Below are 24281 nucleotides of genomic sequence, written 5' to 3'. Positions count from 1 at the left end.
GAAGCACATGAATGTGAATGACTTGGTGGAACCGCTCAAGACTCATATCGTTGAGCATATGTCTGTGCAGGTTTATGCTGATCGGAATCAGATGGGGGCAGCGGCTGCAGCTGCGGTTGGGGCCAGATTAAGACAGCTGCTTCAGGATTCGGAGCGTCAGGTACGCATGGTGTTCGCTGCTGCTCCTTCGCAAAACGAATTGTATGAAGGTCTGGTACGGGAGCAAGGTATCGATTGGTCAAGGGTCTGTGCCTTTCATATGGATGAATATATGGGGCTGGCGGACACAGCTCCCCAGCGCTTCGGACGATATTTAACGGATCGGCTGTTCAATCGGGTGCAGCCTGGGCGGGTGGAGCTGTTGGATGGGCTACACGATGTGGAGCAGGAGTGTCAGAGATATGGGGAACTGCTGCGTGCGGCTCCTATTGAAATCGTCTGCCTCGGGATCGGAGAAAATGGGCATATCGCCTTCAATGATCCGCCTGTTGCCGATTTTAAAGACTCGAGGATCGTCAAAGCGGTAAAACTGGACGAAGCTTGTCGCCGTCAGCAGGTGAACGATGGCTGCTTTGCCCATCTGGATGATGTGCCTGCGGAGGCGTTGACCCTGACTGTGCCAACGTTGATGGCTGGAAGGGAGCTGTTCGTAATTGTACCGGGAGCATCCAAGCGGCGTGCACTTGCGGCAGCTTTACATGATCCGATCAGCACGGCATGTCCTGCCACTATCCTGCGTACACATCCCGGAATCACGATGTTCACAGACCGGGAAGCCTCCGGCCTGTGAGCGTGTCAATGATCGGGAAGCACTACAGAACAGGGCTACCCATTGAGGTGGGGATCAGAGATGGACGTATCACTGCTATTACTGAACTTGAAGTGTCGCCTCCCGTAGATTGCCTGCCCTGGCTTGCGCCCGGACTGGTGGATTTACAGGTGAACGGCGGATGGGGGCTGGATCTGAACACAGCTCCGCTATGTCCAGATACGGTAGTGCAGCTGACCCGGAAGCTACAAAGCCAAGGTGTTACAAGCTATTGCCCGACGTTGATTACGAACAGTTCCGTACGGCTGGCTGAGGCGGCTTCCGTCATTGCAAAAGCCGTTCGGCTGAACCCGGATGCAGCCGAGGGGATTGTGGGCATTCATCTGGAAGGCCCATTCCTCTCGCCGGAGGATGGCCCACGCGGCGCCCACCCAAGGCAGCATATTGTTCCGCCTGACTGGGAGGCCCTTACCCGTTGGCAGGAAGCCGCCGAAGGATTGATTCGCATCATTACCCTTTCCCCGGAGTGGCCTGGTGCAGCTTCTTTTATCGCCCGGTGCTGCGAATCCGGCATTCTTGTCTCGATTGGACATACGGCAGCAACGTCAGAGCAGATCAGGGAAGCAGTCTCCGCAGGAGCAGTGATGTCTACACATCTTGGCAACGGTGCACACCTGATGCTTCCTCGTCATCCGAACTACCTGTGGGAACAGCTGGCAGCCGATGAGCTGTATGGGTGCATGATAGCGGATGGTCACCATCTTCCACTGTCTGTGCTGGCCGTAATTCTCCGGATGAAACGAAATCGCGCCATTCTGGTCAGCGATGCCGTCTCGCTGAGTGGTATGCCGCCAGGTTCCTACCACCTGCATATCGGTGGAGATGTGGTATTGACGGCGGAAGGTCGGCTGCACCTTGCCGGCCAGCCTGAGCTGTTGGCTGGTTCGGCGATGATGCTGCCGGATCAGGTAGGATATCTTGTGGAAGCGGGGTTGTGCGGGCTTCCCGATGCCTGGGACTGTGCATCGGTGCATCCGGCCCGGCTGCTTGGGCTTGAACAAGCTGTAGGACTTGAGGTCGGCGCGCCTGCGGATATCGTTAGCTTCAACATGGAAGGTGGAAAGTTGAGTGTTTTGCAGTGCTGGAAGAATGGCCAGATCAGTCCACAGAGCCGAGAATAGGGGGAGAGCGATGCAGAGCTTGATACCGCAACCGAAGCAGATTGCAGCGACCGAGGGAGAAGCCTTGCGACTAAATGGCGAGGAAAGATTGAGTCTTTTCATGGAACAGGATGATCCCAGATTGGATATTCATTGCCGCCGGGCATTTCCGGGGATGGAATATACATGCTCCAGGATAGAAAAGGGTTATTTTTTAGTAATCGAACGTCTCTCAGGGCAGGAAACGCAGCAGGTAGTTGATGGGGACCACGGACCCCATGCAGTTCATGAAGTCACGGGAGCACAACAGAAGAGCCCGGTCATCCCTGGTCTTAGTTCGTTCACTCAACAAGACAGAACGGATCTGACTGGGCTGGACGGACGTCCACAAGGGTATAAGCTGGAGGTGTCCGCCGGAAGGGCTGAAGTCTACGCACTGGATGCGGCGGGTCTATTTTATGGATTGCAGACATTGGTACAACTGCATGGACCGGATGAGGTCTTCCCGGCGGTGTCCATCACCGACTGGCCGGATACACCTATGCGGGCAATGAACTTTGACCTGCGTCAGACGTTCTCGAAGCCGGAACTGTTGACGAAGTATTTGGCTGAATTCGCCCGTTATAAGACGAACGCAATTTTGATTGAATACGAGGATAAGTTCCCATTTCAGTCGCATCCCGAGTTCGCACATCCACAGCATGCGTTAAGTCGTTCACAGCTGGAAGAACTAAAGCGGAACGCCCACGAGCACTTTATAGAGATTATTCCGCTCCAGCAGAGCTTTGGACATCTGGAATATGTATTACGCCACGAAGGTTGGCGGCATCTTCGCGAGACAGAGCAGTCCACCGGGGAGATCTGCCCATCGCATCCGGAAACCTTTGGATTGATAACCACCTTACTTGAGGAGATGATCGAGGCTCATCCAGATTCGCGTTATATCCATCTCGGCTGTGACGAGGTCTATAGCCTATGCGAATGCGAACGCTGCAAAATTGAGTTTGGAGGCGTGCGTGAACGAGCTTTTATCGCCTTTGTGAACCGTCTGATTGCATTTACGGCAGAACGGGGGAAACAGCCGATTTTCTGGCATGACATGCTGGATAAATGCCCGCCAGAGGAACTGGCTAAGCTGGATCAGCGAAGTATCGCCATGATCTGGATCTACAACGGGCGCAATATCGAAGCGGAGGTTACTTCGCATGCCAATAAATTCAGGGCGCTCGGCATTGAAGTTATGGGAGCGCCAGCAGTCCGCAGCTTTGATTGGGCTGAGCACCAGAATTACCCGGTACTGCTGAACCGGACAGACAACTTGCTTCAGTGGGCAGAGACGGCCGACAAGCTGGATCTTGGCTGCGTGGTTGCTACCAACTGGACGGGGCCTTTCAGCCTCGGTGTTCCATATGGTATTTTCGAAACCACCTGGTACCCCATGCTGCTGCATGCAGATTTGGCCTGGAACCGCAAGGCAGATGCCGCAACCTTTATCGACCGATTTCTGGAACGGTTTCATGGCATTGATCCTGTTATCGGACATAACCTTCTCGGCAATTACAGGGTGGAGGATTATTATGATGTGATCTGGAAGCTGATGGACGAAGTGCGCGAGCACAAGGAAGAAGCGGAACTGATTGCGATCATGCATAATTTTGAGGTGGCGACAGATCGTTCGCGGGCGATCCATAAGTATGCCTACCGCTGGGAGCTGTATCCCGGAGACGATGCGGAGTGGCGCTCACTCCATAACAATTATACGAGAAACCGCCGTGGACGTGAGGGTGTCCTGCCTCGGATGAAGGCTGCGCTGGAGCGTTACCAGCCCTCTGATATGGCGGAGCATTTTGTGAAATCGAGGTTCTATCTGCATGATTATCTGGAGCGCACGCTCTATCAAGAACTGGGTCTGAACGCAATCCATCCGCAAACTGATCTGACGGCATTGAGTCTGGAAGACAAAATAGCCCTGATGTGCGTAGTAGGCACACCATCGACTGGGGCCGAGCCGGAGTTTCGCGGCAGAATGGCACAGCACCGATTTGGGGGTATCGGCATCTTCCCCCATAATATTGAGAGCGAGCAGCAGACTCATGCGCTACTTGCAGAAGTAAAGAACATAGCTAGAGAGAGTGGTAGTCCTCTGCCTTATTACGTTTCAGTAGATGAAGAGGGTGGAACCCTATCCAAGTTTAAGTCCTTTTTTCCCTACGTCCCTGGCAACAGGGCAGCCGGGTTAAGTGAAGATCCGGAAGCCGCCCGTTTGCTCGGTAAAATCATCGGCAGTGAGCTGCACTCCCTTGGTATTCCCATGAACTGGGCACCAGTGCTAGATGTGAACACGAATATAGATAATCCGGTTGTGGGTGTTCGCTCCTTCGGAGAGGACCCGCAGCTGGTGGCCCAATTCGGCCGCACCTATATTCAAGGGATGCATGAAGCAGGTGTAGCCGTGACGGCAAAGCATTTTCCCGGCCACGGGCAAGTGAGCGGAGACTCGCATATTGTCCTGCCCGAGTGTGAGCTGACGATTGAACAGTTGATGGAGGGTCCGTTGCTTCCCTTTGTTGAAGCAATTCAAGCCGGTGTGGATTCAATCATGATGGGTCATCTGGTGTTTCCTAACATTCCGGAATCGGGCGGACTTCCGGCCTCACTCAGTCCTTTTTTTGCCACGGAACTGCTGCGGAAGCAGTTGGGCTTTACGGGGGTGATCTGCACGGATGATATCGAAATGGGGGCAATTCGCAAAAATTTCAGCCCGGAAGAGGTAGGGGTTCTGGCCGTTCAGGCGGGGAACGATATGATTCTGATGTGCCATACGCCGGAGTTTCAGAGCCAGGTCATCGCGGGTATTCTGTCAGCTGTACGGGATGGGAGAATCAATGAGGAGCAAATCGACGAGTCGGTTCTTCGTATTCGGCAGCTGTATGACCAATTCCGGCAGTACCAGGCGGCTGCACAGCCGATTCCTAGAGAGCAGTGGGAAGAGGCGGCACTGAAGCTGGCTCGTATGACCGTGAAAGTTAGCCGGGACCCACAGGGCCTGGTGCCACTCAAGGATTCGCTGAAATATTTGCTTATATTGCCGCTGCAGGAGCAGCTGACCCAGGCCGATAATAGTGGTTCTGCGGAGATCAGGTTAGCCTCCCTATTGAGGGATGAAGGCTTGGCTGTGCAAACGCGCTACTGCGCAATGAAGCCGGATGCCGAGCAGATAAAGTCCCTGGTACTGCAAGCTTCTAATGCGGATGTCGTTATCCAGGGCACCCTTAATGCCCATCTATTCACAGGCCAGCTGGATCTGGCTGAGGCTTTGGCTGCGGTTAAGCCACTGCTAAATCTGGTACTGCGCAATCCCTATGATGACACCGCACTGCCACAGACAGCCGCATGCATTCTGCTGTGTTCCACCTCCGATTACTCCCTGCGGGCACTGGTGGAGTGCATGACAGCATCAAAGTGACTTTTCAATGATGAGCTGTTCAATAGGGTAATGAAACATATCCAAAAGCACAAAAACTCAAAATGTTAAAAGCACAAAAGCTTGCATGTATTTGCCAGCCTTTATTCTTACAAGCGACTTAGTCTGAAAGCCAGGATCCATGACGGAAAATTGAAAAGCCCGCTACTTTGCGGGCTTTTGTCAATTTTAAGACTTTGATGTTCTTCCCTAGACAACACGTTCACTTAGCTCCGAATTCCGTCACTCGCTTCTTGTGCAAAGACGTTATTAGGATAATGGGCCATAACCCGTTGGCTAACTAGACTACAACAACGTCGTCTTCTCAAAAAGTTTTATATATCCTCACCTATAGCAATAGTTTATAGCTGCCTTATGACAAGAGGCTTTCTCGACATCAACCATGCTGCAATCAGCAAGGCGAGAGCCACTAATATTCCGGATTCTCCAGTCCATAGCAGAACGTTCTTGCCACTGGAAGATATATCAAAGGCATCCTGAATCACGGCATTCCAACATGCATGGAGGAGAATCGCAGGCCATATGCTGCCCGTTGTTAAGCGCAAGCGGCTGATCAGATAACTGAAAGAGGTCACTGAAATCATAAACAGGATAACCGATAAGGCAGGATATGGACCGGAATAATAATTTGCAAAAAGCATTACGGGAAGGTGCCATACCCCCCAAATAATTCCGCTCGTCAGCACGGGTCTAGGTACACGGGCGTTAATAAGTCGAGTGAGCATATAGCCCCTCCAGCCGAGCTCCTCTCCTGAACTGCTGATTATACCGATTGCTGTACCCGCAAACATTTGAAAAAGTATCGTTCCTGCAAGGACAACACCAGATGGGCCTTCAATGAATGAGTCTGGTGTAACATACTGAACCAGACCCGTAATCCATGCGATTCCATAAGCCAATAAACCAATGACGACTGGAAAGAGCAAGATGAAGGGCAACGATTTCAGTGTTTGCTTCCCACCAATCCGCAAGGAAATATCCGAGATGCCTTCACGCAGCACTATACGGGCGAAAATGGAGGACAATCCGGGTGTCCACATGAGGAGCAGACCGAAAATCGGTGCTTTCATGATCAGTACATAACTAAGGATGGAGAGAGGAATGAGCATGGCAAAGAAAACGAGCAGTCCTCGCCTGGCTTTTTGGACCTTTTCCTCCTCTGAACTCGTGCTGGGCATGGTTCTGAAATTTGTTCTCATTGTGATAGCTCCTTTTATCAAAATATGTATATCGCTTTGCAGTATAGCAGTGGATATATCCTAATCAGAACAAACTCAAGCCCAGTCTTTATCCAAGACCCTAGCCCAGTAAGGGCAGGACTAAAGTTTAGCTAACGAGGTTGAAAAATAAAGTGAATGGAAGCCATCCTTAGTCCGTTTATAAAATGTACACCTCCATAGGGGCAGCACAAAAAGCACGTTTCAAACGCGCTCTTTATGTTTGATTTTCTCTGGTTGTCTTGGAGGTTCTTTAGGAATTGCGGTGGAATTTCGATTAAGCGTTCAAATCCGTAATTGCCGGAATGTTAATTTCTTTTACACAGGCTGCATTGGACAGGCTGACGATGCATTTTACGATAGAAACCATATCCTGAAGAGGGATGCGTGTACCATTATATTCGGAAAGAGCGCGGTCAATGCCTTCTTTATATGGAACTTCGGCTGCGAGTTCTCCCGGGTTGATACACGTAACCGCGATTCTGTCTTTTCTTGTATGTTCTCTCAAGGCTTCTGTAACCCCGCGAATGGCAAATTTGGAGGCCACAAAAGATACCTGAGTACTGTTCGCATTGCTCAGACCCGCAGTCGAGCCAATAAGAATGATTTTGCCTGCTGTTGATTTCCTGAGGTGGGGTAATAAGGCGTGAATACACACAATAGTGGATGTTACATTCACATGAATCAGATTACTGATGTCGGCGGGGGTGTCCTTATCGAACGTATAGTGGTCTTCGAAACCCTCTTTTTCCCAAATGCCCACATTGTAAATGAGAACATCCAAAGTCTCGTTCTGAAGCGCATCGCAGATCTGTTTGGATGCATCGAGCGCAGACAGATCTGCCTGTATCCATATGCGTTCTACCCCATCGTCTAGTTTCAAGTTATCAGGTTTTGTGCGAGACACGACCCAGACTTTATCGCCTTGCTCGGGCACCCCCCTGACAAATGCATCTCCTAATCCTTTGCTAGCACCAAATACAAGATAGTTTTTCAATTCTAGTCTCCTTCTTTTCAAAGTGTCGTTCTATGGGTACCAGCTCAAAGAGCAGGCTCTTTATTTTCCAATAATATAATGTCTTCTCCTTGTTGTTGCCTTAATGCTATATTTTCCCGCCCCCATGTGCACATCACATCCACAATCTTGTTGGCGGTAACTCCATACTCTGTGAGGCTGTATTCGACTTTGGGCGGCATCTGTTGGTAAACATGTCTTCTGACAAGGCCGTCCCTCTCAAGCTCGCGTAATTGCTGGATCAGGACCTTTTGCGAGATACCGTCTATACTGCGCTGTAATTCGCCTGTCCTTTTCACGCCAGACATTAATAAACATATGATTAGCGCTTTCCATTTGCCGCCCATAATTTCGAGGGTCGCTTCGATTCCCAAATTATATTGCTTCATGACATATCACCTCGTTCATGTTACATCGTGTTGATGTGGTATAACTATCCATTTTCTCATAATAGGGCTGATGAAGTCCATACACACTTTGAAGTAACCATCTTACTTTCGGGTGTGTATTTTCTTTTTTTTAGGCTTATATGATAATGGCCATATTCGAAAAAGAAGTCTGAAACTGAACCGAGAAAGGAATGTAAATATGAGAACACTCGTCATTCTGGCGCATCCCAATATAGAGGTTTCAAGAGTAAATCAACGCTGGAAAGAGGAGCTGCTGCAACACTCGAGCGAGATTACAATCCATGAGATTTATAAAGCATATCCTGATTGGAACATCGATGTGTCCAGAGAACAGAAGTTACTGGAAGCATATGATCATATTATTTTGCAGTTTCCGTTATATTGGTACAGCTATCCGCCTTTGCTAAAAAAGTGGCTAGATGATGTTTTTACTTATGGATGGGCGTATGGATCAACAGGTAACAAACTGCATGTGAAAAAGATGGGCTTGGCCATATCCATTGGCGATAAGAAGGAAAATTACACGAGGGATGGTTCAGTATCTTTTACCGTAGATGAGGTGGTTACGCCTTTCAAAGCCAGCATAAATCATGTTGGCGCCGTAGCTTTACCGTATTTTGCAGTCTTCGGTGCCTCATTCCAAGCAACCGATGAAGAAATTAACCAAAGTGCACAAGATTATATCCGATATGTCTATGAGTATCAGAATGAGGTTGGGAATCTATCAATTTAAACAGCAAATGACCTGGATTTTCTTTGCTGATATTTGGGGAAAAGTAGATTTTTAGCCCCTTCTAGATGCTGAGCATATTTACGGCTTTTATATCTACTTGGATTACCACTGCCATATTATAAATAGGTATGTCCAAAAGCCCGCTTGGTACGCGGGCTTTGGTCAAAGCTATTCTTCTCCAGTAGCCATGAGATTGTGATCCATCGCTCTAGTTTCCGGTATACAGCCTTGCAGAGTTTATATCCAGTTTGAAGTGATTGAATAATATCTGAAAATATCTGGACTGATATTTTAACTTGCTAAAATTACGTTGATGTCCTTAATAGTTTGATTTGTTGCTTCATTCGTACTTAATCCGTATTTCGTATAAAATTTTATTCCTTCTATGATTGACGAATTTAAGAATGAATACGACCCGTTATAAAGAAGTTCTAAAGATGCTTGATAAGGTGTAGCGTCGAGAATGACATGTGAATTAAACGTTATGTTAAGATGTGCTCCTTCATTTATTAAATAGGTTCTAACTGCTCCCTTGGTAAAGGCGCCGTTAGCCGTATTTAATAGAGAAAAGGGTGGCATCAAAGGGACTGATTGGTTAGATTCAAAAGTTTGTAACAAATCCATCTCTATCTGACTCTCTATACTTGAAGCATCTGCACCAATAAATTTGTAAAACTTGCTACCATAATTTTTAGTGATCTTTAACATATTTGAATCACTTTTAGATTCTTTTAAAAGGTATGCATAAGTCTCGAGAATAGGGAAATCTCCAAACGATTTTTTAAAAGTTGGATTAAAACTATAGGCTACGTTATATAGGTAATCCTCAAAGGATAAATTTCCAGTAAGATCAAACCTAATCTTATTATAAGCAGTGATTTCATCAAGCCCGAGAGAAGTATAGAGTTGCTTACCAGTCGTAACTACATTCTGTTCGAACTGTCTGTCCAATTCAGCTTCTTTAAGATTCAATGTATAAGTTTTTAACATGTTAAGCTGTTTTTCATTTAGATTGTAGTCAGAAAGACTATAAAGCAAGTAGTTTTCTTTCAGAGAGATATTTACATCACTGTTAAAGGTGAATCTTGGATACTTCGTATGTGGAATCAGTGAAGAAATCCCAAGATAACTGAAGTTATCATTGATATAATGGTTAGGATGCGTTCTGTAGTGAGGTCTGACATAAGTACCGTCTTTTCGATAATATCCGTTTACGTAAACTAAATTTTCTGTATCCGTAGTTCCTGCATAATTCTGTCCTTTGTACAAATTGATTGTGTTTGATAAGCCATAATAATTCTTAGTTTCAGTTTTTTCAGTGTATGTAGGTGTGTAAGAATTGTAACTTGAATTGCTATCTACTGTTCCGCATCCCCTGTAGTATCCACTCACCCTTGTTCCATTCTTCTTTGTATAACCACTTACATATGTGCATTTGGCTTCTGCATAATCTGGGAATAACGAAATAATCGGTATTGAGAGCAGTACTACAGAAAACATAACTAGTAGAATTTTTCTTAACCATTTGTTTATAGACAAATATTATCTCCCCTTAGGACTTTAGTCTGTTTCCAACTTCCTTATAGTACCATTTTATTGGGGGATATGAACTATTTTTTGTGTATTCTGTAGATTACTAAAGAATCATCAAAGGATTCTGGTGAAGTTAGTTTTAAATAGGAAACCTGATTATGAGAACTGAAAAGAAAGGCAGTAGCTATAAGAAGATACACCAGATTCTCCTCATAACTAATTTATTCACTCCAGTTGCCCTCACATGTTATATCGCCTGAGTATCATAAGGCCTATGTTACAATAGGGTGAAAAAGGAGGAGTCATTATTGAATAAACAAAAAATCGTGATTATTGGCGCAGGGATTGTCGGGGCATCCATGGCCTATCATCTGGCCAAACGAAATCAAGATGTAACCGTTATTGAACGACATCCTGCAGCGGCGCGTGAAGTCACGGAAAAATCGTTTGCCTGGATACATACTACTCATAGGGTGGCTCCCGATTACTGGCATTTGTACGATGCATCTTTGGAAGAATATCATACGCTTCAGCAAGAGTTACCCGAACTGAAAATTCATTGGCATGGAGCGCTAACTTGGGACACTCCACCCCTAAGGGAGCAACCCCACTTTCAAAAATTAAACCGGGAGCAGCTTGAGGCATTGGAGCCGAATCTGCTGGAATATCCGGACGAAGCGATGTATGTCAGCGAAGAAGGTGCGGTAGACCCCATAGAGATAACGGAGCTGTTGTTGAACAAAGCGAGGGAGTACGGAGCAAAGGTTCAGTTCGATACCAACGTTACACAGCTTCAGCAAGAAGGTTCCCGCTTGGTCGGCGTGCATACGTCCAACGGTTTTCTGGAGTCGGATGTCGTAGTATTGGCCGCAGGTGCAGGCGTTCCCGAACTTTGCAACCCGTTAGGTTGTCCTGTGCCGGTTACGTCGTCGCCTTCCATTCTGATTCGGATGAAATCGAGGAATAAATTGATACATACATTAATCTCAAATGCTCAATTTGAAGCGCGTCAACTGACAGAATATACGCTGCTGGCTGCGGAAGATTATATCGACGAGTCGGAGGAAAACGGACCAGAGGCGGTTGGTAAGCGAGCGTTCGACACGTTGCGTCGCAGTCTGAAAGATGGGAATCAACTGGAACTGGAAAGCATAAAGGTCGGGTTGAGACCAATGCCTGAAGACGGCTATCCGATTGTGGGTTTCCAAGATCACGTAAAGGGACTTTATCTAACCGTGATGCATTCTGCAATTACGCTGGCGCCACTGATTGCACGTCTGGCTGCAAGTGAAATCATCGATCGGGAATCAAGAAGTGAATTAGACCCTTGTCGACTCTCCCGATTTTAGGACTATACGAAAAATAAAAGAGTACATCGCCACATGACAGATGTACTCTATATTACATACTATATATTTGCTTAATTCTGCTATTCCTCCTCCGTCGCCACAGGATCCCCCTCATAACTAATCCGTTCGCTCCAGCTCTCGGAATACAACTCCATGTTCGTAAACCCTGCCATTTAACCTCTTTGTAGTTGATTGAAAAGCACTTCATTCGGAAAGGAGATATCATTCTATGAACTATTATTTTCTGGAATCTCAATATCCACGTAGAGGTTTTATTAGTGGCGGAACGACCTTCACTCCCGAATTAGATATGAATTATTTGGCCATAGAGAATCCGCTGCCAGAGGGGACAACGGCAGATGTTGAGTTACTGTCTACGGTGCGCAACCTGAATGTAGATTATTTTGAGACGATCACAGGAACGAGACACGTATCAGATCGTTTTAAAACGCTGTTGGAGGAAACTAAAACAAATACACAGTTTATTCCGACAACGGTGTGTTACCACGACGGTCGTTCGGTTGAAAAAACCTATTGGCTTGCACATCAGCTTGATCGTTTGGATGTTTTCGATTATGAACGTTCGGAATTTGGACGCAAAGCGGTCATTGCTGCATCTGTACAACAGCCTCCACGTAAGATCGTCAAAGTTGTATCTCGAATCTGCCTTCATGAAGAGCGAATTGGCGAGCATGAATTTTTTATGCTGGATTATATAAATATCTTCAAACCCATTGTTTCAAAAGATTTTTACGAAGTATGCCGAAAACATAAACTGAATCTGAACGGTACAGAAGTCGGAAATGTAAGCATCTAAAATTCTACATGGATATAATGACAGCACAAAGAAGCCCACGTTGTCCTGCTTTGGCATCAATCGGTTCTTCCAGACCCGCGTAGCGGCGGGCATCGCGGGAGTCAAAATTGACACTTCAATATATCTATAAATTTTGTCCCATATAATCAGCTTGAAAATATACCCTAGTTAATGAGTGTGATATTATGATGAGATTTCTATATCCACGGATGAATCTTTTTGTACCTGATTATGATCGAGATAATCACTCATCACGAATGATGCAAAGATTTTGCAATCCATAATGGATACTTCATGATAGAATAAGACGAAATATAGAATCATGGAATGATTCAGTAGTTTTAAAAATCAGATGGGGGAATTGAAGACTTGGTGCAGGCAGACAGAATGACCCTAAAGGAATGGCTCGATGAGACCCCAGTACTCGTTCAGACGTTTTTACATATGGCTATATCTATTACGGAACAGGTTCATGCGGCACATAAGCGAGGCTCTGACCTGGGGAATTTGAATCCCGCTCATATACGGATTGATATGGAAACCCGCTCAGCTGTGGTTCAAGAAAATCATGAGACGGATTATGTCTATATCTCACCAGAGCAAACGGGGAGACTGCACCGTTTGCCGGATGAGCGAAGTGATTTATATGTGTTGGGCATGATCTATTATGAAATGCTTACAGGGAAAGTACCGTTTCAGGCCGAGAGTGCTGAAGATTACATATATGCCCATCTAGCTATTGTTCCCACAGCGCTGAGAGAGCTGCGTCCGGAGCTTTCAGAATCGCTGGAAGCGATCATTATGAAGCTGTTGTCAAAGTCGACAGAGGCGAGGTATCAGAGCACGTATGGTCTGTTGGTGGATCTGAAAACATGTCTTTCTTTACTAATGAAAGATGGTCATATCTCATCTTTTGACATTTCGCGTGCAGATGAAGCAAGCCGTTTTCGGCTGCCCAGAACACTTTTTGGTCGTGAGAGGGAAGAAGAGAAGCTTCGCGAGGCACATGATCAGGTTCGTTCTGGAGAATCGGTGTTGATGTTGGTTAGCGGTCAAGCGGGAAATGGGAAAACGGCACTTATTCGACAATTTCAAATGCAACATATACAAGAATGTGGTCTGTTCATGGAGGCGAAATGTGAACCGAAGAATCACGATGTTCCCTTCTCACCCATGCTTCAGGTTCTTCAAAAGTTGATTAAGCACACGTTGGGTGAAACACCTGAGCGACTGAATATGGTGAAGACCAGATTAGCAAAAGTACTAGGGCAGGGCGCAGGTGTTCTTGCAGCACTGCTTCCGGAAGTACAAACCCTACTTGGCGAGACTCCTGCTGTGGAATCCCTCCCACCTGCTGAGGCAACGATTCGACTCCACCGTCTGCTTCCTATATTTATAAAAGCATTTATAGACAGAGAACATTCACTTGTTCTATTTCTGGATGATCTCCAATGGGCCGATTCAGCTACTTTGGAAGTCCTTCGTACCATTGTACATGATAAGGTATTGCAGGGTTTATTCATCATAGGGACTTTCCGTGAGGAAGCCATGCCAGAAGGAATAAGTAGCGTAGATCCCGAAGCTGCAGCAACCGTATGGATTGAAAACGTTCTTGCCTTGAAAGGAAGTTATACTCCGATTTCGTTCCAGCATATTGCATTATCCCCCCTGTCTTATAATGAAGTTAGACGATTTGTATCACAGATCTTGAATGAAAACACGGTTAGGATTCGCTTGCTTGCGGAGTCGTTATATCATCGAACGGGTGGGAACACTTTATTTTTACACCGTCTACTAGATAGCCTGTATAGGGAAAGAAAGATCTATTTCGATGAGGAATCATCCATGTGGACTTGGGAAGAAGCTATAGTATCACAGATACCTTCAGACCCGGGTGTTCTTCATTTAATTGGTGAACGTATACGGAAGCTACCGACAGACCAGATGGAGTTGCTTGTTATTGCAGCGGCTATTGGTCATCGCTTTCCTCCTTCAACGCTCGCTCTGGTAAGTGGCCGTTCCGTTACCTATACACGACAGTGTTTACAATTTTTCGAGGAAGAGGGTTTATTGTACCGAGAGTATGATGCCCATGAAACGGAAGAGAGTTATTATAGGTTTCTACATGACAGGGTACAGCAGGCTGCTTATATGTCTGTTCCAAAATCAGCGAAAGCAGCCCTGCATCTGAAGATTGGACGCGTGCTGCGTACTAATTCATCGGCCCAACAGGAAGATGCTATTTTCGATATGGTGTACCATTTAAATCTAGGTATGGACGATATGGTGGAGGAGTTAGAGAGAAACGAATTGGCTGAATACAATCTTCAGGCAGGTCTGAAATCGAAAGCTGCGACTGCATATGCAGCCGCCCTGCACTATTTCGAAGTGGGATTACGACTTGTGAAGGATGACGAGAAGAGAACAGATTCACTGGTCTATCGTTTGCTGCTGGAGATGCCAGAATGTGAATATATGTGCGGTCGCCAGGCTGCTGCGGAAGAATTGCTCAACCGGTTAATGCACTGTACAACAGACTTGGTTGAACGCTCGCAGATCTATCTGATACGGATTGGTATGTATAGTTATCTTAAGAAAAATGATATGGCCGTACAGATCGGGCGGCAAGCGCTGGATGAATTCGGTTGGAAACTACCGCTCAAACCTCATAAAGCAGTAATAGTCAAAGAAGTGATGCTGACGCAAATAGCGTTGCATAACAACCGTAAAAATCTCGCTCACTTACCCATAAATCGTAACCCACATTATAAAGCGTTATCTGATCTTATCATGGCGATATCAACGTCCGTCTTTACTATAAGTCTGGAGTTAACTGCCATGTTATTCTCAAGATTTATTCGGTATGGTCTGAGGCATGGGAACAACGAAGCTTTTGCGTTTATACTGGCTGGATATGGCTTGGTCATTCTTAGAAATAAAATCTCTCTGTCTCGTACCGGACTTCATTATATTGACACAGCTATCCTTTTATCTGCCTCATTCGATAGTATGGACTTGCAGTGTCGGCTGAACTACATCGGAGGGCTTGCGAGGCTTCAACAGAATCCGAATGAAGGCTTTAAGCATTTAGAGAAATCGATGCACTATGGGATGGAATCTGCCAATCTGACTTATGTAAGTATTTCGATGTTGACGAGTGTGACAACGCATATCGGTGATTTGTATGCATTGACTGCACGTATTTCGATGTATGAAGAAATTTCTCAGATGCTTGTAGATGAGGAAACTCACAGCATATTCCGGATCGCAAGGTGGTATATCGCGAAATTACAGGGGGAGGTTGAAGAAAGCGATAAAGTCGTTTTGCCTTTAAAGAATAGCCGTTCAGAGGAGACACTGAATAATGACGTGTATTATCTCTGTACCTGCCAGATTGAAATTGCTTATCTGGAAGGACGGTATCATGACGCGATTGACTGGGTAGAGGAAGGGCGGTTCAACACGTTTAGGCAGACACGGATGCAAGTTCGCAAGCAGCACATCTATCACTCGTTAACTCTTGCTGCTATGTATGATGATTCGCTGGAAGAGGAGCGTGAACATATCCGTTCCAAGCTTACTAAACTGTTGCATTCAATGAAGAATTGGACAGGGTATTATGGGAATCAATCTTCAGCTTATCTACTCGTCACTGCCGAACTCAAGCGGATTAATGGGCATCGGGCAGCTGCGACGAAAGGCTATGATGAAGCGATTCGTACTGCGCGATTAGAGAGTCATTCTTTAATGGAGGGTATCTCGTTAGAACGGGCTGCGATTTTCTATAGAGAAGCGGGCAGTTCAATTGGAGCAAATACCCTCATGGCAGATGCTTGTGCTGCTTATTCAAGCTGGGGGGCTATTGCCAAGGTCAGAGAACTGAAAGAGACGTACCGCGAGTTGGGTTCAGTATCAAGTGTACCGGTAACACCGTACAGGATGATGGTGAAAGAGGTTGGCGTTACATTGAAGATGGAAAGGACACCCATTATCGCAAGCGAGAGGACGCTATTGCAGCAAATCTCCGAATGATCCAGTACAGAGATCAACGAAACGGTACTCTGTCGTTTCCTCGAAACCGTAATTAGACATTCAGGCGCGGTGAAAGGGTATATACTGAACAGCAATGAAGGACGCTTTTCCATTACGGATCAGGCAGGTGGATCGCTGCATGCTCAAGAAGCAATTGTCTACGCGGAGTCTATTGCTCGATATGTGATCAAAACGGGCGAAGCGGTTATGCTTGCAGATGCTTCGCGCAGCTTCTATGCAGCGGATTCTTATATTCGTCGGGTTGAGTCAAAATCGGCTCTATGTATGCCCATTCTTGTTCCAGGTAAACCATTGCTATCGGTTCTTTATTTGGAAAATAACTTCATTTCCGGTGTGTTTACCAAGGAGGTAATGGACATGCTGGATCTGATGATCACTCGGATGGTATACCTCAAATCACTGGAGGAATCCCATATACTTACAATCGCTTCCAGTGATGTAGATCCTCCTCTTGCAGCCATATTGACGGAGGATCGGACGGAGTTGCTTGAGCAACTTACGAAACGAGAAAAAGAGATTTTGCACGTTCTGATGGATGGTTTTTCTAACAAGGAAATTGCTAATCATCTGGGATTAACTGAAGGAACCGTTAAAAGTTATGTTTATCGTATATATGGAAAATTAGGAGTGAACCGTCGTGCTCATGCGATTGCACGAGCAAGAGAACTTATTTAAGAAGATGTACCGTATGGAATAGATCGATGTAGAAGCCAATACTAACGTCATAAGGGGCGTTAATATTGGCTTTTTCGACTTTTTTTTTGCATCATACTAACTTTAGTGAGTATTCCTTTTCAAACCCTAATATTATGATAGGCCTTTACAAAGTGCTATGACAAATATCATGAAATGGGAGTGAAAGAAATTCTATGGTACAGAGGGCAGGAACAGGTAGAGCAAGGAGCAAGACTGGTTTAATTGGAATGCTGTGTTTGGTCATGATGATTTCATTATTTGGACCTATGGTGAATCCTTCGCAGGTATTTGCGGCGACAGGCTTTAGTGGCGGAACGGGAACGGCAGGTGATTCCTATATCATTACAACACCTGAGCAGTTAAATAGCATTCGCAGTTATGGTAGGAGCTACTTTAAGCTCGGGGATAATATTGATTTAACGGACTACCTTTCTCCAACGGGTGCAGGATATAATGGTGGTCAATATTGGACACCTATTTCTTATTTTTCAGGCACTTTGGATGGTGATGGTTACACGATCAAGGGACTGAAAATAAAAAATAACAATAATTTTATCGGTCTCTTTGGAGACTTGGCTTCGGGTTCTTCTATAAAAAATATTGGATTAGAAAATGTGGAGATCATTGGTAGCGGGATGTTTGTAGGCGGTATAGCAGGTGCCCAAAGGAGTCAGTCAACAATATCAAACAGTTATGTGACTGGTGAAGTTAAAGGAGCTAACTATGTAGGGGGCCTGATCGGGTATCAAGATACAGGTGTGGTTGTAAACAGCTATTCTACAGCTAAAGTTCATGCTTCATCTCAACAAGCAGGTGGTTTAATAGGGCTTGAATATCAAAGTTCGACCAAAAATAGTTATGCTGCAGGTAGCATTACTGGCAGCAACACTACCGGTGGGTTGGTGGGCGGTACTTATCCAGCTCCTAACGCTAGCGTACACGTGGATACCTATTATGATCGAGAAGTTTCAGGGCAATGGGATAATTCAGGGAAGGGTGTACCTAAGACAACTGCGGAGATGAAAACGATTTCCACATTTTCGACTTGGGATTTTGACAATGAGTGGTTTATCAAAGAGGGGCATTATCCTCAACTGCAAGCGTTCCTGGCTGACACGCCTAGAGCAGATATTGAAGGTGGGCTTGTTGCGTGGAAATCACAGATCGCGCTTAGCAGCGGGACGACGAATGCATCTATCTATTATACAACGAACGGCGATGAACCGACGCTGAACAGTACACTATACGTCTCTCCGATCGTGGTGCCGGAAGATATGACCATTAAGGCGATTGCCGTTAAAGGAACGACATATAATGAAGTGATGACCGAGAGCTATACAGTTATAGGGAAAGCAGCAGCACCCACAACGGGAAGTTTGTTGCCAGGGACAGACGTCGACACTACGCAATTGAATGGTGTTACGGATGTAATGGAGTACAAAGTGAATAACGGGAATTACAATGCAGTTACAGCGGATGATAGTTCAGTTGATAACATTAGTGTACATGCAGGAGATACAATCTCTGTCCGTATAGCGGCAGAACCAAGTGTTCCAGCATCCGAAGCTCAAGTATTGACGGTAGTTATCGCAGATATTCATACCAGAAGCACAGAGTCCGCGTTAACCTCAACCATTGGAACGGTGAGCACAGGTGGCACATTGAATGAAACGATTACGAACATTCCATACGGAACAACTTTAGCCACGTTTAAGGCAGCAATCACACCGACAGCTGATGCAACGTTTGAAGTCTATGAGGCGAATGGAATAGACTTAGCTACCACATTAGAGACGGGGAACAAAGTCATTGTTACAGCACAGGATACAACTACGAAGACTACGTACACCGTAACGATGCAAGCAGGTGCTCCAGCGGTACATTTGTCACCTGGGACAAACGGTGGCACAACGCTTTTGGATGGTGTTACTGATGCGATGGAATACAAAGTGAATAGCGAGAATTACGTTACCATTGCAACAGGCGATACCTCAGTGGATAACATTAGCGTACAAGCAGGAGATACAATCACTGTACGTACAGCAGCTACACTGGATACACTGCCATCCGTGGAACAAGTGTTGACTGTTGATTTAACAGACATCAAGCCCAAAAGCACAGAGTCCACGTTAACTTCGACCATTGGATTGGTGAGCACAGGTGGCACACCGAATGAAACGATCACGAATATTGCTTACGGAACAACTTTAGCCACGTTTAAGGCAGCAATCACACTCGCAGCTGGTGCAACATTTGAAGTCTATGAGGCGGACGGAATCAATCCAGCGGTCACCTTAGCGACAGGAGATAAGGTCATTGTTACAGCACAGGATACAACCACGAAGACCACGTACACTGTAACGATGCAAGAAGATCCACCAGCTTCAGTATATTTATCACCAGGAACCAACGTGGATACAACGCGTTTGAATGGTGTTACGGATGCGATGGAGTACAACGTAAATTACGAGAGTTATGTTGCCATTGCAACGGATGATACTTCAGTAGATAACATTAGTGTACAAGCAGGGGATGAGATCATTGTACGTACAGCGGCCACACTGAATACACCGGCATCTGCTGAGCAAGTATTGACGGTTGATCCAGCGGACATAAAGGTCAAGAGCAGAGTTTCCACGTTAACCTCAACCATTGGAACGGTGAGCACAGGTGGCACATTGAATGAAACGATTACGAACATTCCATACGGAACAACGTTAGCTGCGTTGAAGGTAGCGATTACACCAGCAGCCGATGCGACATTTGAAGTATATGAGGCGGACGGAATAACTCCAGCGGTTACATTAGCAACGGGGAACAAGGTTATTGTTACGGCACAGGATACAACCACGAAGACTATTTATGTCGTGAGAGTGGAATCAGCAACAACACCAACAACACCAACGACACCAACGACACCAACAACACCAACAACACCAACAACACCAACAACACCAACAACACCAACAACACCAACAACACCAACAACACCAGCACCAACGGTACCAACGCCGACACCTACTGAACCAACGCCAGTAACAACAGAACCAGCGCCAACACTTGTCGTAAGTAAACTTATTTACAGTGACAAAGTGGATAAAAAAGTAGTAGCTGAAATTAAACTAAAGGCTGAATTAGCAAGTCCAACATCCTTTAGCGATGTGAAAATGACTTCTTGGAGTTATGCTGACATTGATTACGCTACACGAGCTGGAATCATAAAAGGGTATAAAGACGGTTCATTCCGAGGTGAGAGCAAAGTAACACGTGGGGAATTTGCTCAAATGCTCGTAAAAGTACTGGGACTCACAGCTACAGGCGATGAAGTGGTTACAGATGCAACGGGTCATTTTGCTGAAAATGCGATTCGAGCCCTGCTAGAAAAAGGAATCATGACTGGATATGCAGATGGAAGTTTCGGACCTAATCGTAACATTACACGAGCAGAAATCGCAGCACTACTAGCTAGAGTACTTGAAGTAACCCTGCTAGATACCAACTCAAAATTTGAAGATATCGAGGGTAACTGGGCAAAAGATCAAATTAACGCATTAGGTAATGCCGGAATTATTAATGGCAAGAAGGCACAGGAATTCACGCCGAATGCCAATGCTACCCGAGCAGAATCAGTCGCGATGATCGTGCGACTTCTTAAGCTGGTAACTACGGAATAAACAGTAAAGAAATATGATCGTCTTTTAGCAAAAACAATTTAAAAGAATTTAATAAGAACGCAGCCCGTTTAATAAGGCTGCGTTCTTTTAATGTACGGCTGGCAGGGTCACCATTTCTACAGTGATAGCTTGACCCAGCTCTGGTCGCTATCGATGGCTTCCTTTTGAATAATCGGTGATGCTTTTAAACCAAACTTGCCATAAATAATGTCTCTACCCCTACCCAAGCTGCCGTAGGCATAAAATTCTTTGGCACTTCCCGAATCAAAGATCGAAACAGTGCGATCAACCACCGCTTGTCCTTTTTGTCACTTTCCTATACGTTATACCTCTCCAGTCGCCACCGGATTCCCTTCATAACTAATCCAGTCACTCCAGCTTCCGGAATACAACTTCACATTCGAATATCCCGCTTCTTCGAGCGCAATCACATTCGGGCATGCGGAGACACCGGAACCGCAATACACGATAATTGCACCATCCTTGTCCAGCTTGCTGAAACGCTCCTCTAACACCCCAGTATCTGTCCAACGTCCATCCCAATCCAACACATCTTTCCAGAAATAATTCACCGCACCCGGAATATGTCCGGCCTTGGCATCAATGGGTTCCTCTAGACCCGCATAGCGGCGAGCATCACGGGAGTCGATTAGTACAGCTGAGCCATCAGCAGAGGCTTGTTGTACATCATCTACACTTGCCAACAGTCCTGGCTGCACATTCACCTTAAACGAAGCCGGGATCTGAACCGGCACATCCGTAGTCACTGGAAACTTGGCATTCTGCCAGGCAGAGAAGCCTTCGTCCATGATATACACCTGTTCATGTCCCAGATAACGAAGTAACCACCACAGCCGCGATGCGTTCATGCCGCCTTGGTCATCGTAGGCAATAATGCGTGCATTCGAGCCGATGCCAGCTTTGGAGAGACGACTTGCCAGTTCAGTCGGATCTGGAAGCGGGTGACGCCCTCCGTGCGTAGATACAGGAGCGGACAGATCCTTTTCCAAATCGAGATAAACGGCACCTGGAATATGTCCAGCCTCGTAAGCTTGTCTTCCGGCATCCGGTTGACCGAGCAGGAATCGGCAATCAGCAATGACGACATCTGGTTCATACATTCTGGCGAGCAGCCAGCGCATGGATACAATATTTTTCATGAAAACACACCGCCTTATATGTAGTGGGATGGATTCAACCGGAATCTGCGTGATGCAGGTCCCAGTTGTTTATTTAAAAATATCTGAATACAAATGCAAGTTACACCGCTGTAGGTTCGATTGGTCCTTTTCCAGATACAGGAGCATCTGAGGGGATGGGCTGTGGTTTGGTTTTGCCATATCGAATGAAGATCCATACCCCGAAAATAATGACAACCCCGGCAGACAACTGAAGCCCGTTGAGGGATTCACCGAGTAGCATCCAGGCCAGTAGAGAGGAAAATACAGGTTCCCCCAGTACCCCCATCGATACCGTCGTAGCATTCATATATTGAAGCAGCCAGTTGAAGAGATAATGTCCAAAGATCGTTGGCACGATTGCGAGCAACAGGAAAATTCCCCACTCAGAAGCTGCATAACCACCAAACGGGTGACCATTAACCAGATTATATACCGCAAGCGTACAGGCAGCTACGAAAAATACCCAGAAGTTATAGGAGAATGCACTCAGTCCGGCACGTAAAAACTGTCCTAGCAGCATGTGTACCGCCACAGCGATCGTTCCGAGTAAAGAAAGAATATCCCCTCGCAGCGCTGTGCCTGCCAACTGGAAATCTCCAGCTCCAATAGCGATCGATCCAAGCAGGGCAACGCCCATACCGATGATCATCATACGGTTGATTTTGGCTTTGAACAGCCAGACGGAACCCGCAAGAATTAATATAGGCTCCAAAGCGAGAATGACCGTTGAACTAGCTACACTCGTGAGCCTAAGCGATCCCATCCAGAGCAGGAAGTGCAGCGCCAGCATCACGCCGGATGCGAGAAGTAAAGCCCACTGTCTGAAGTTTAAACGCATCATCTCATGCCGGTATTTCCAGACAAAAGGCAGCATTAGCAGATTGGTGAGGAACAATCGGTACATCGCAATGACGGCGACGTCCGCTGTGGACCAACGTACAAAGATGGAAGAAAACGAAATGGCAATAATGCCGACAAAGAATAGCAGATAGATCGACCTGCCGGCACGGTTCAAGCTAGTCATGGATGTAGCTCCTTCTTGAAGTCAAATGGCGTAAATCAATTTATTATACAGGAGAATGCATCCGCAGGAAAAGTATAAGAGAAGAAATAGATAAGTAGATTGTAACCGGCCTTGTAACTATTCTGTCATTCTCCAGGACCATTTTTCTATTAATCTTCTATATAGAGACATGAAACGATATAATGTACCAATAATCGGGAAAAAATGAAAGTAAGGAAGTGGCCTGGAAGTGAGAGTTCAACAACAGAGAGCGGGAGAGAGTGGCGGCATTCCGCATAGAACAAGCCGAACCAAGACGCATGGAAGAAGAAAAATCCGGTATGGGAGACTGAGTGCTGCGCTGGCGCTTCTGGCACTGCTCATTATCGGTTTAACATATGCATTCATTGGCATGACGCACTGGATCAAGGATTATGTAGCACCTCCGCCAGTAGCTGCGATTGAACAGCCAACCAAGCTTGGCATGATTGACATGACACCGGAGTCCAAAGAGGAGCCTGCGCGGTTCCAGGGTCAGGTGCGCAAGCTGGCATACATAACGTTTGATGATGGACCAAGTGTATATACCGATCAACTGCTGGATATTTTGAAACAGCATGAGGCAAAGGCAACCTTTTTCATGATTGGACGTCAGTTGAATCAACACAAGGAAGCAGTGGAGCGGCTTGTCAAAGAGGGCAGTTATCCTGGGCTTCACAGCATGACACATAACTATAACAAATTGTATAAGAGCGGAAGCTCCTCTAACTTTGTGAAGGAGTTCAAAAAGGAGCAGAAGATGGTCCAGGATCTGATCGGTTTTACGCCGCATCTGATTCGTGCTCCGTATGGCAGTAGCCCACAGATCGGAGAAGACTTCAGGGGCGACATTGCTGCGGCCGGATTCAAACTGTGGGATTGGACCACCGACTCCCTCGACTGGAATCTTCCAGGTCAGCCGGACAAAATCGTGGAGCGGGTTAGCAGCAGTGTGCATCGGGATAAGGAAGTGATTCTGATGCATGAGCGCGAGCAAACGGTACAGGCACTGCCACGCATTTTGAAGCTGCTTGAAGATCGGGGTTATGAGTTTGAGGTCTACGATCCGAATGCTCATTGGGTATCCAATTTTAGCGCAGACACCCGCCTGTAAGAATAACAACATAGCAGTTGCAAGAGAGGAGGCA

The 24281-nt window shown here is 46.2% G+C and carries 17 protein-coding genes; 10 read left to right on the top strand and 7 right to left on the bottom strand.

Going from position 1 to position 24281, the window contains the following annotated elements:
- Positions 1-7: 7 nt before the first annotated feature.
- Genes CRO25_RS20835 through nagZ form a run of 3 tightly spaced genes read left to right on the top strand, consistent with a single transcriptional unit; the run spans position 8 to position 5395 of the window.
- Complete coding sequence (locus tag CRO25_RS20835; protein WP_079696274.1) at positions 8-790, top strand: glucosamine-6-phosphate deaminase; 783 nt, start codon at positions 8-10, stop codon at positions 788-790.
- Positions 787-1950 carry an N-acetylglucosamine-6-phosphate deacetylase gene (locus CRO25_RS20830; protein ID WP_257018698.1) on the top strand — a complete coding sequence of 388 codons (1164 nt, stop codon included), beginning with the start codon at positions 787-789 and terminating at the stop codon, positions 1948-1950. Before CRO25_RS20835 ends, CRO25_RS20830 begins: the two co-directional genes overlap by 4 nt.
- A 10-nt stretch (positions 1951-1960) precedes the next feature.
- Complete coding sequence (gene nagZ / locus CRO25_RS33965) at positions 1961-5395, top strand: beta-N-acetylhexosaminidase (RefSeq protein WP_079696272.1); 3435 nt, start codon at positions 1961-1963, stop codon at positions 5393-5395.
- 359 nt (positions 5396-5754) lie between these two features.
- Here nagZ and CRO25_RS20820 read toward each other — a convergent pair whose 3' ends face one another.
- From CRO25_RS20820 to CRO25_RS20810, 3 genes are all read right to left on the bottom strand, one after another.
- The gene (locus CRO25_RS20820; RefSeq protein WP_079696271.1) at positions 5755-6612 is read right to left on the bottom strand and encodes a type II CAAX endopeptidase family protein; all 858 of its coding nucleotides are present in this window, start codon (positions 6610-6612) and stop codon (positions 5755-5757) included.
- 295 nt (positions 6613-6907) lie between these two features.
- Entirely contained in the window at positions 6908-7627 is a 720-nt protein-coding gene (locus tag CRO25_RS20815) for an SDR family oxidoreductase (protein ID WP_079696270.1), read from the bottom strand.
- A gap of 44 nt (positions 7628-7671) precedes the next feature.
- A complete protein-coding gene (locus CRO25_RS20810; protein WP_079696269.1) occupies positions 7672-8034 on the bottom strand; it encodes a helix-turn-helix domain-containing protein in 363 nt (120 codons plus the stop codon).
- A 199-nt stretch (positions 8035-8233) separates the two neighbouring features.
- Here CRO25_RS20810 and CRO25_RS20805 point away from each other — a divergent pair, with 199 nt between their 5' ends.
- On the top strand, positions 8234-8788 hold the full coding sequence (locus CRO25_RS20805) for an NAD(P)H-dependent oxidoreductase (RefSeq protein ID WP_079696268.1): 555 nt from the start codon (positions 8234-8236) through the stop codon (positions 8786-8788).
- A gap of 291 nt (positions 8789-9079) precedes the next feature.
- Here the strand turns inward: CRO25_RS20805 and CRO25_RS20800 are convergent, their stop codons facing one another.
- On the bottom strand, positions 9080-10327 hold the full coding sequence (locus CRO25_RS20800; protein WP_079696267.1) for a hypothetical protein: 1248 nt from the start codon (positions 10325-10327) through the stop codon (positions 9080-9082).
- A gap of 281 nt (positions 10328-10608) precedes the next feature.
- Here CRO25_RS20800 and CRO25_RS20795 point away from each other — a divergent pair, with 281 nt between their 5' ends.
- From CRO25_RS20795 to CRO25_RS32950, 5 genes are all read left to right on the top strand, one after another.
- The gene (locus tag CRO25_RS20795) at positions 10609-11670 is read left to right on the top strand and encodes an FAD-binding oxidoreductase (RefSeq protein WP_256863712.1); all 1062 of its coding nucleotides are present in this window, start codon (positions 10609-10611) and stop codon (positions 11668-11670) included.
- A gap of 229 nt (positions 11671-11899) precedes the next feature.
- A complete protein-coding gene (locus CRO25_RS20790; protein ID WP_079696265.1) occupies positions 11900-12487 on the top strand; it encodes an imm11 family protein in 588 nt (195 codons plus the stop codon).
- Between the two features lie 387 nt (positions 12488-12874).
- A complete protein-coding gene (locus tag CRO25_RS20785; protein WP_143813194.1) occupies positions 12875-16519 on the top strand; it encodes an AAA family ATPase in 3645 nt (1214 codons plus the stop codon).
- 12 nt (positions 16520-16531) lie between these two features.
- Complete coding sequence (locus tag CRO25_RS20780; protein ID WP_256863719.1) at positions 16532-17215, top strand: LuxR C-terminal-related transcriptional regulator; 684 nt, start codon at positions 16532-16534, stop codon at positions 17213-17215.
- A gap of 263 nt (positions 17216-17478) precedes the next feature.
- Positions 17479-20910 carry an S-layer homology domain-containing protein gene (locus CRO25_RS32950; protein ID WP_179132223.1) on the top strand — a complete coding sequence of 1144 codons (3432 nt, stop codon included), beginning with the start codon at positions 17479-17481 and terminating at the stop codon, positions 20908-20910.
- A gap of 116 nt (positions 20911-21026) precedes the next feature.
- Here CRO25_RS32950 and CRO25_RS33485 read toward each other — a convergent pair whose 3' ends face one another.
- The 3 genes from CRO25_RS33485 to CRO25_RS20750 all read right to left on the bottom strand — a co-directional run bounded on the left by CRO25_RS33485 (position 21027) and on the right by CRO25_RS20750 (position 23115).
- On the bottom strand, positions 21027-21203 hold the full coding sequence (locus CRO25_RS33485; protein WP_161490592.1) for a hypothetical protein: 177 nt from the start codon (positions 21201-21203) through the stop codon (positions 21027-21029).
- A 30-nt stretch (positions 21204-21233) separates the two neighbouring features.
- Positions 21234-22070: a sulfurtransferase gene (locus CRO25_RS20755; protein ID WP_079696261.1), complete on the bottom strand. Its 837-nt coding sequence runs from the start codon at positions 22068-22070 to the stop codon at positions 21234-21236.
- A 100-nt stretch (positions 22071-22170) separates the two neighbouring features.
- Entirely contained in the window at positions 22171-23115 is a 945-nt protein-coding gene (locus CRO25_RS20750; protein ID WP_079696260.1) for a DMT family transporter, read from the bottom strand.
- Positions 23116-23344: 229 nt separating this feature from the next.
- Here CRO25_RS20750 and CRO25_RS20745 point away from each other — a divergent pair, with 229 nt between their 5' ends.
- A complete protein-coding gene (locus CRO25_RS20745; RefSeq protein ID WP_256863711.1) occupies positions 23345-24247 on the top strand; it encodes a polysaccharide deacetylase family protein in 903 nt (300 codons plus the stop codon).
- Positions 24248-24281: the final 34 nt, after the last annotated feature.

It is taken from the genome of Paenibacillus sp. RU5M (genome assembly GCF_900221055.1).
Taxonomy (GTDB): domain Bacteria; phylum Bacillota; class Bacilli; order Paenibacillales; family Paenibacillaceae; genus Paenibacillus; species Paenibacillus marchantiae.
This window is presented reverse-complemented; position numbering and strand designations above follow the sequence as displayed.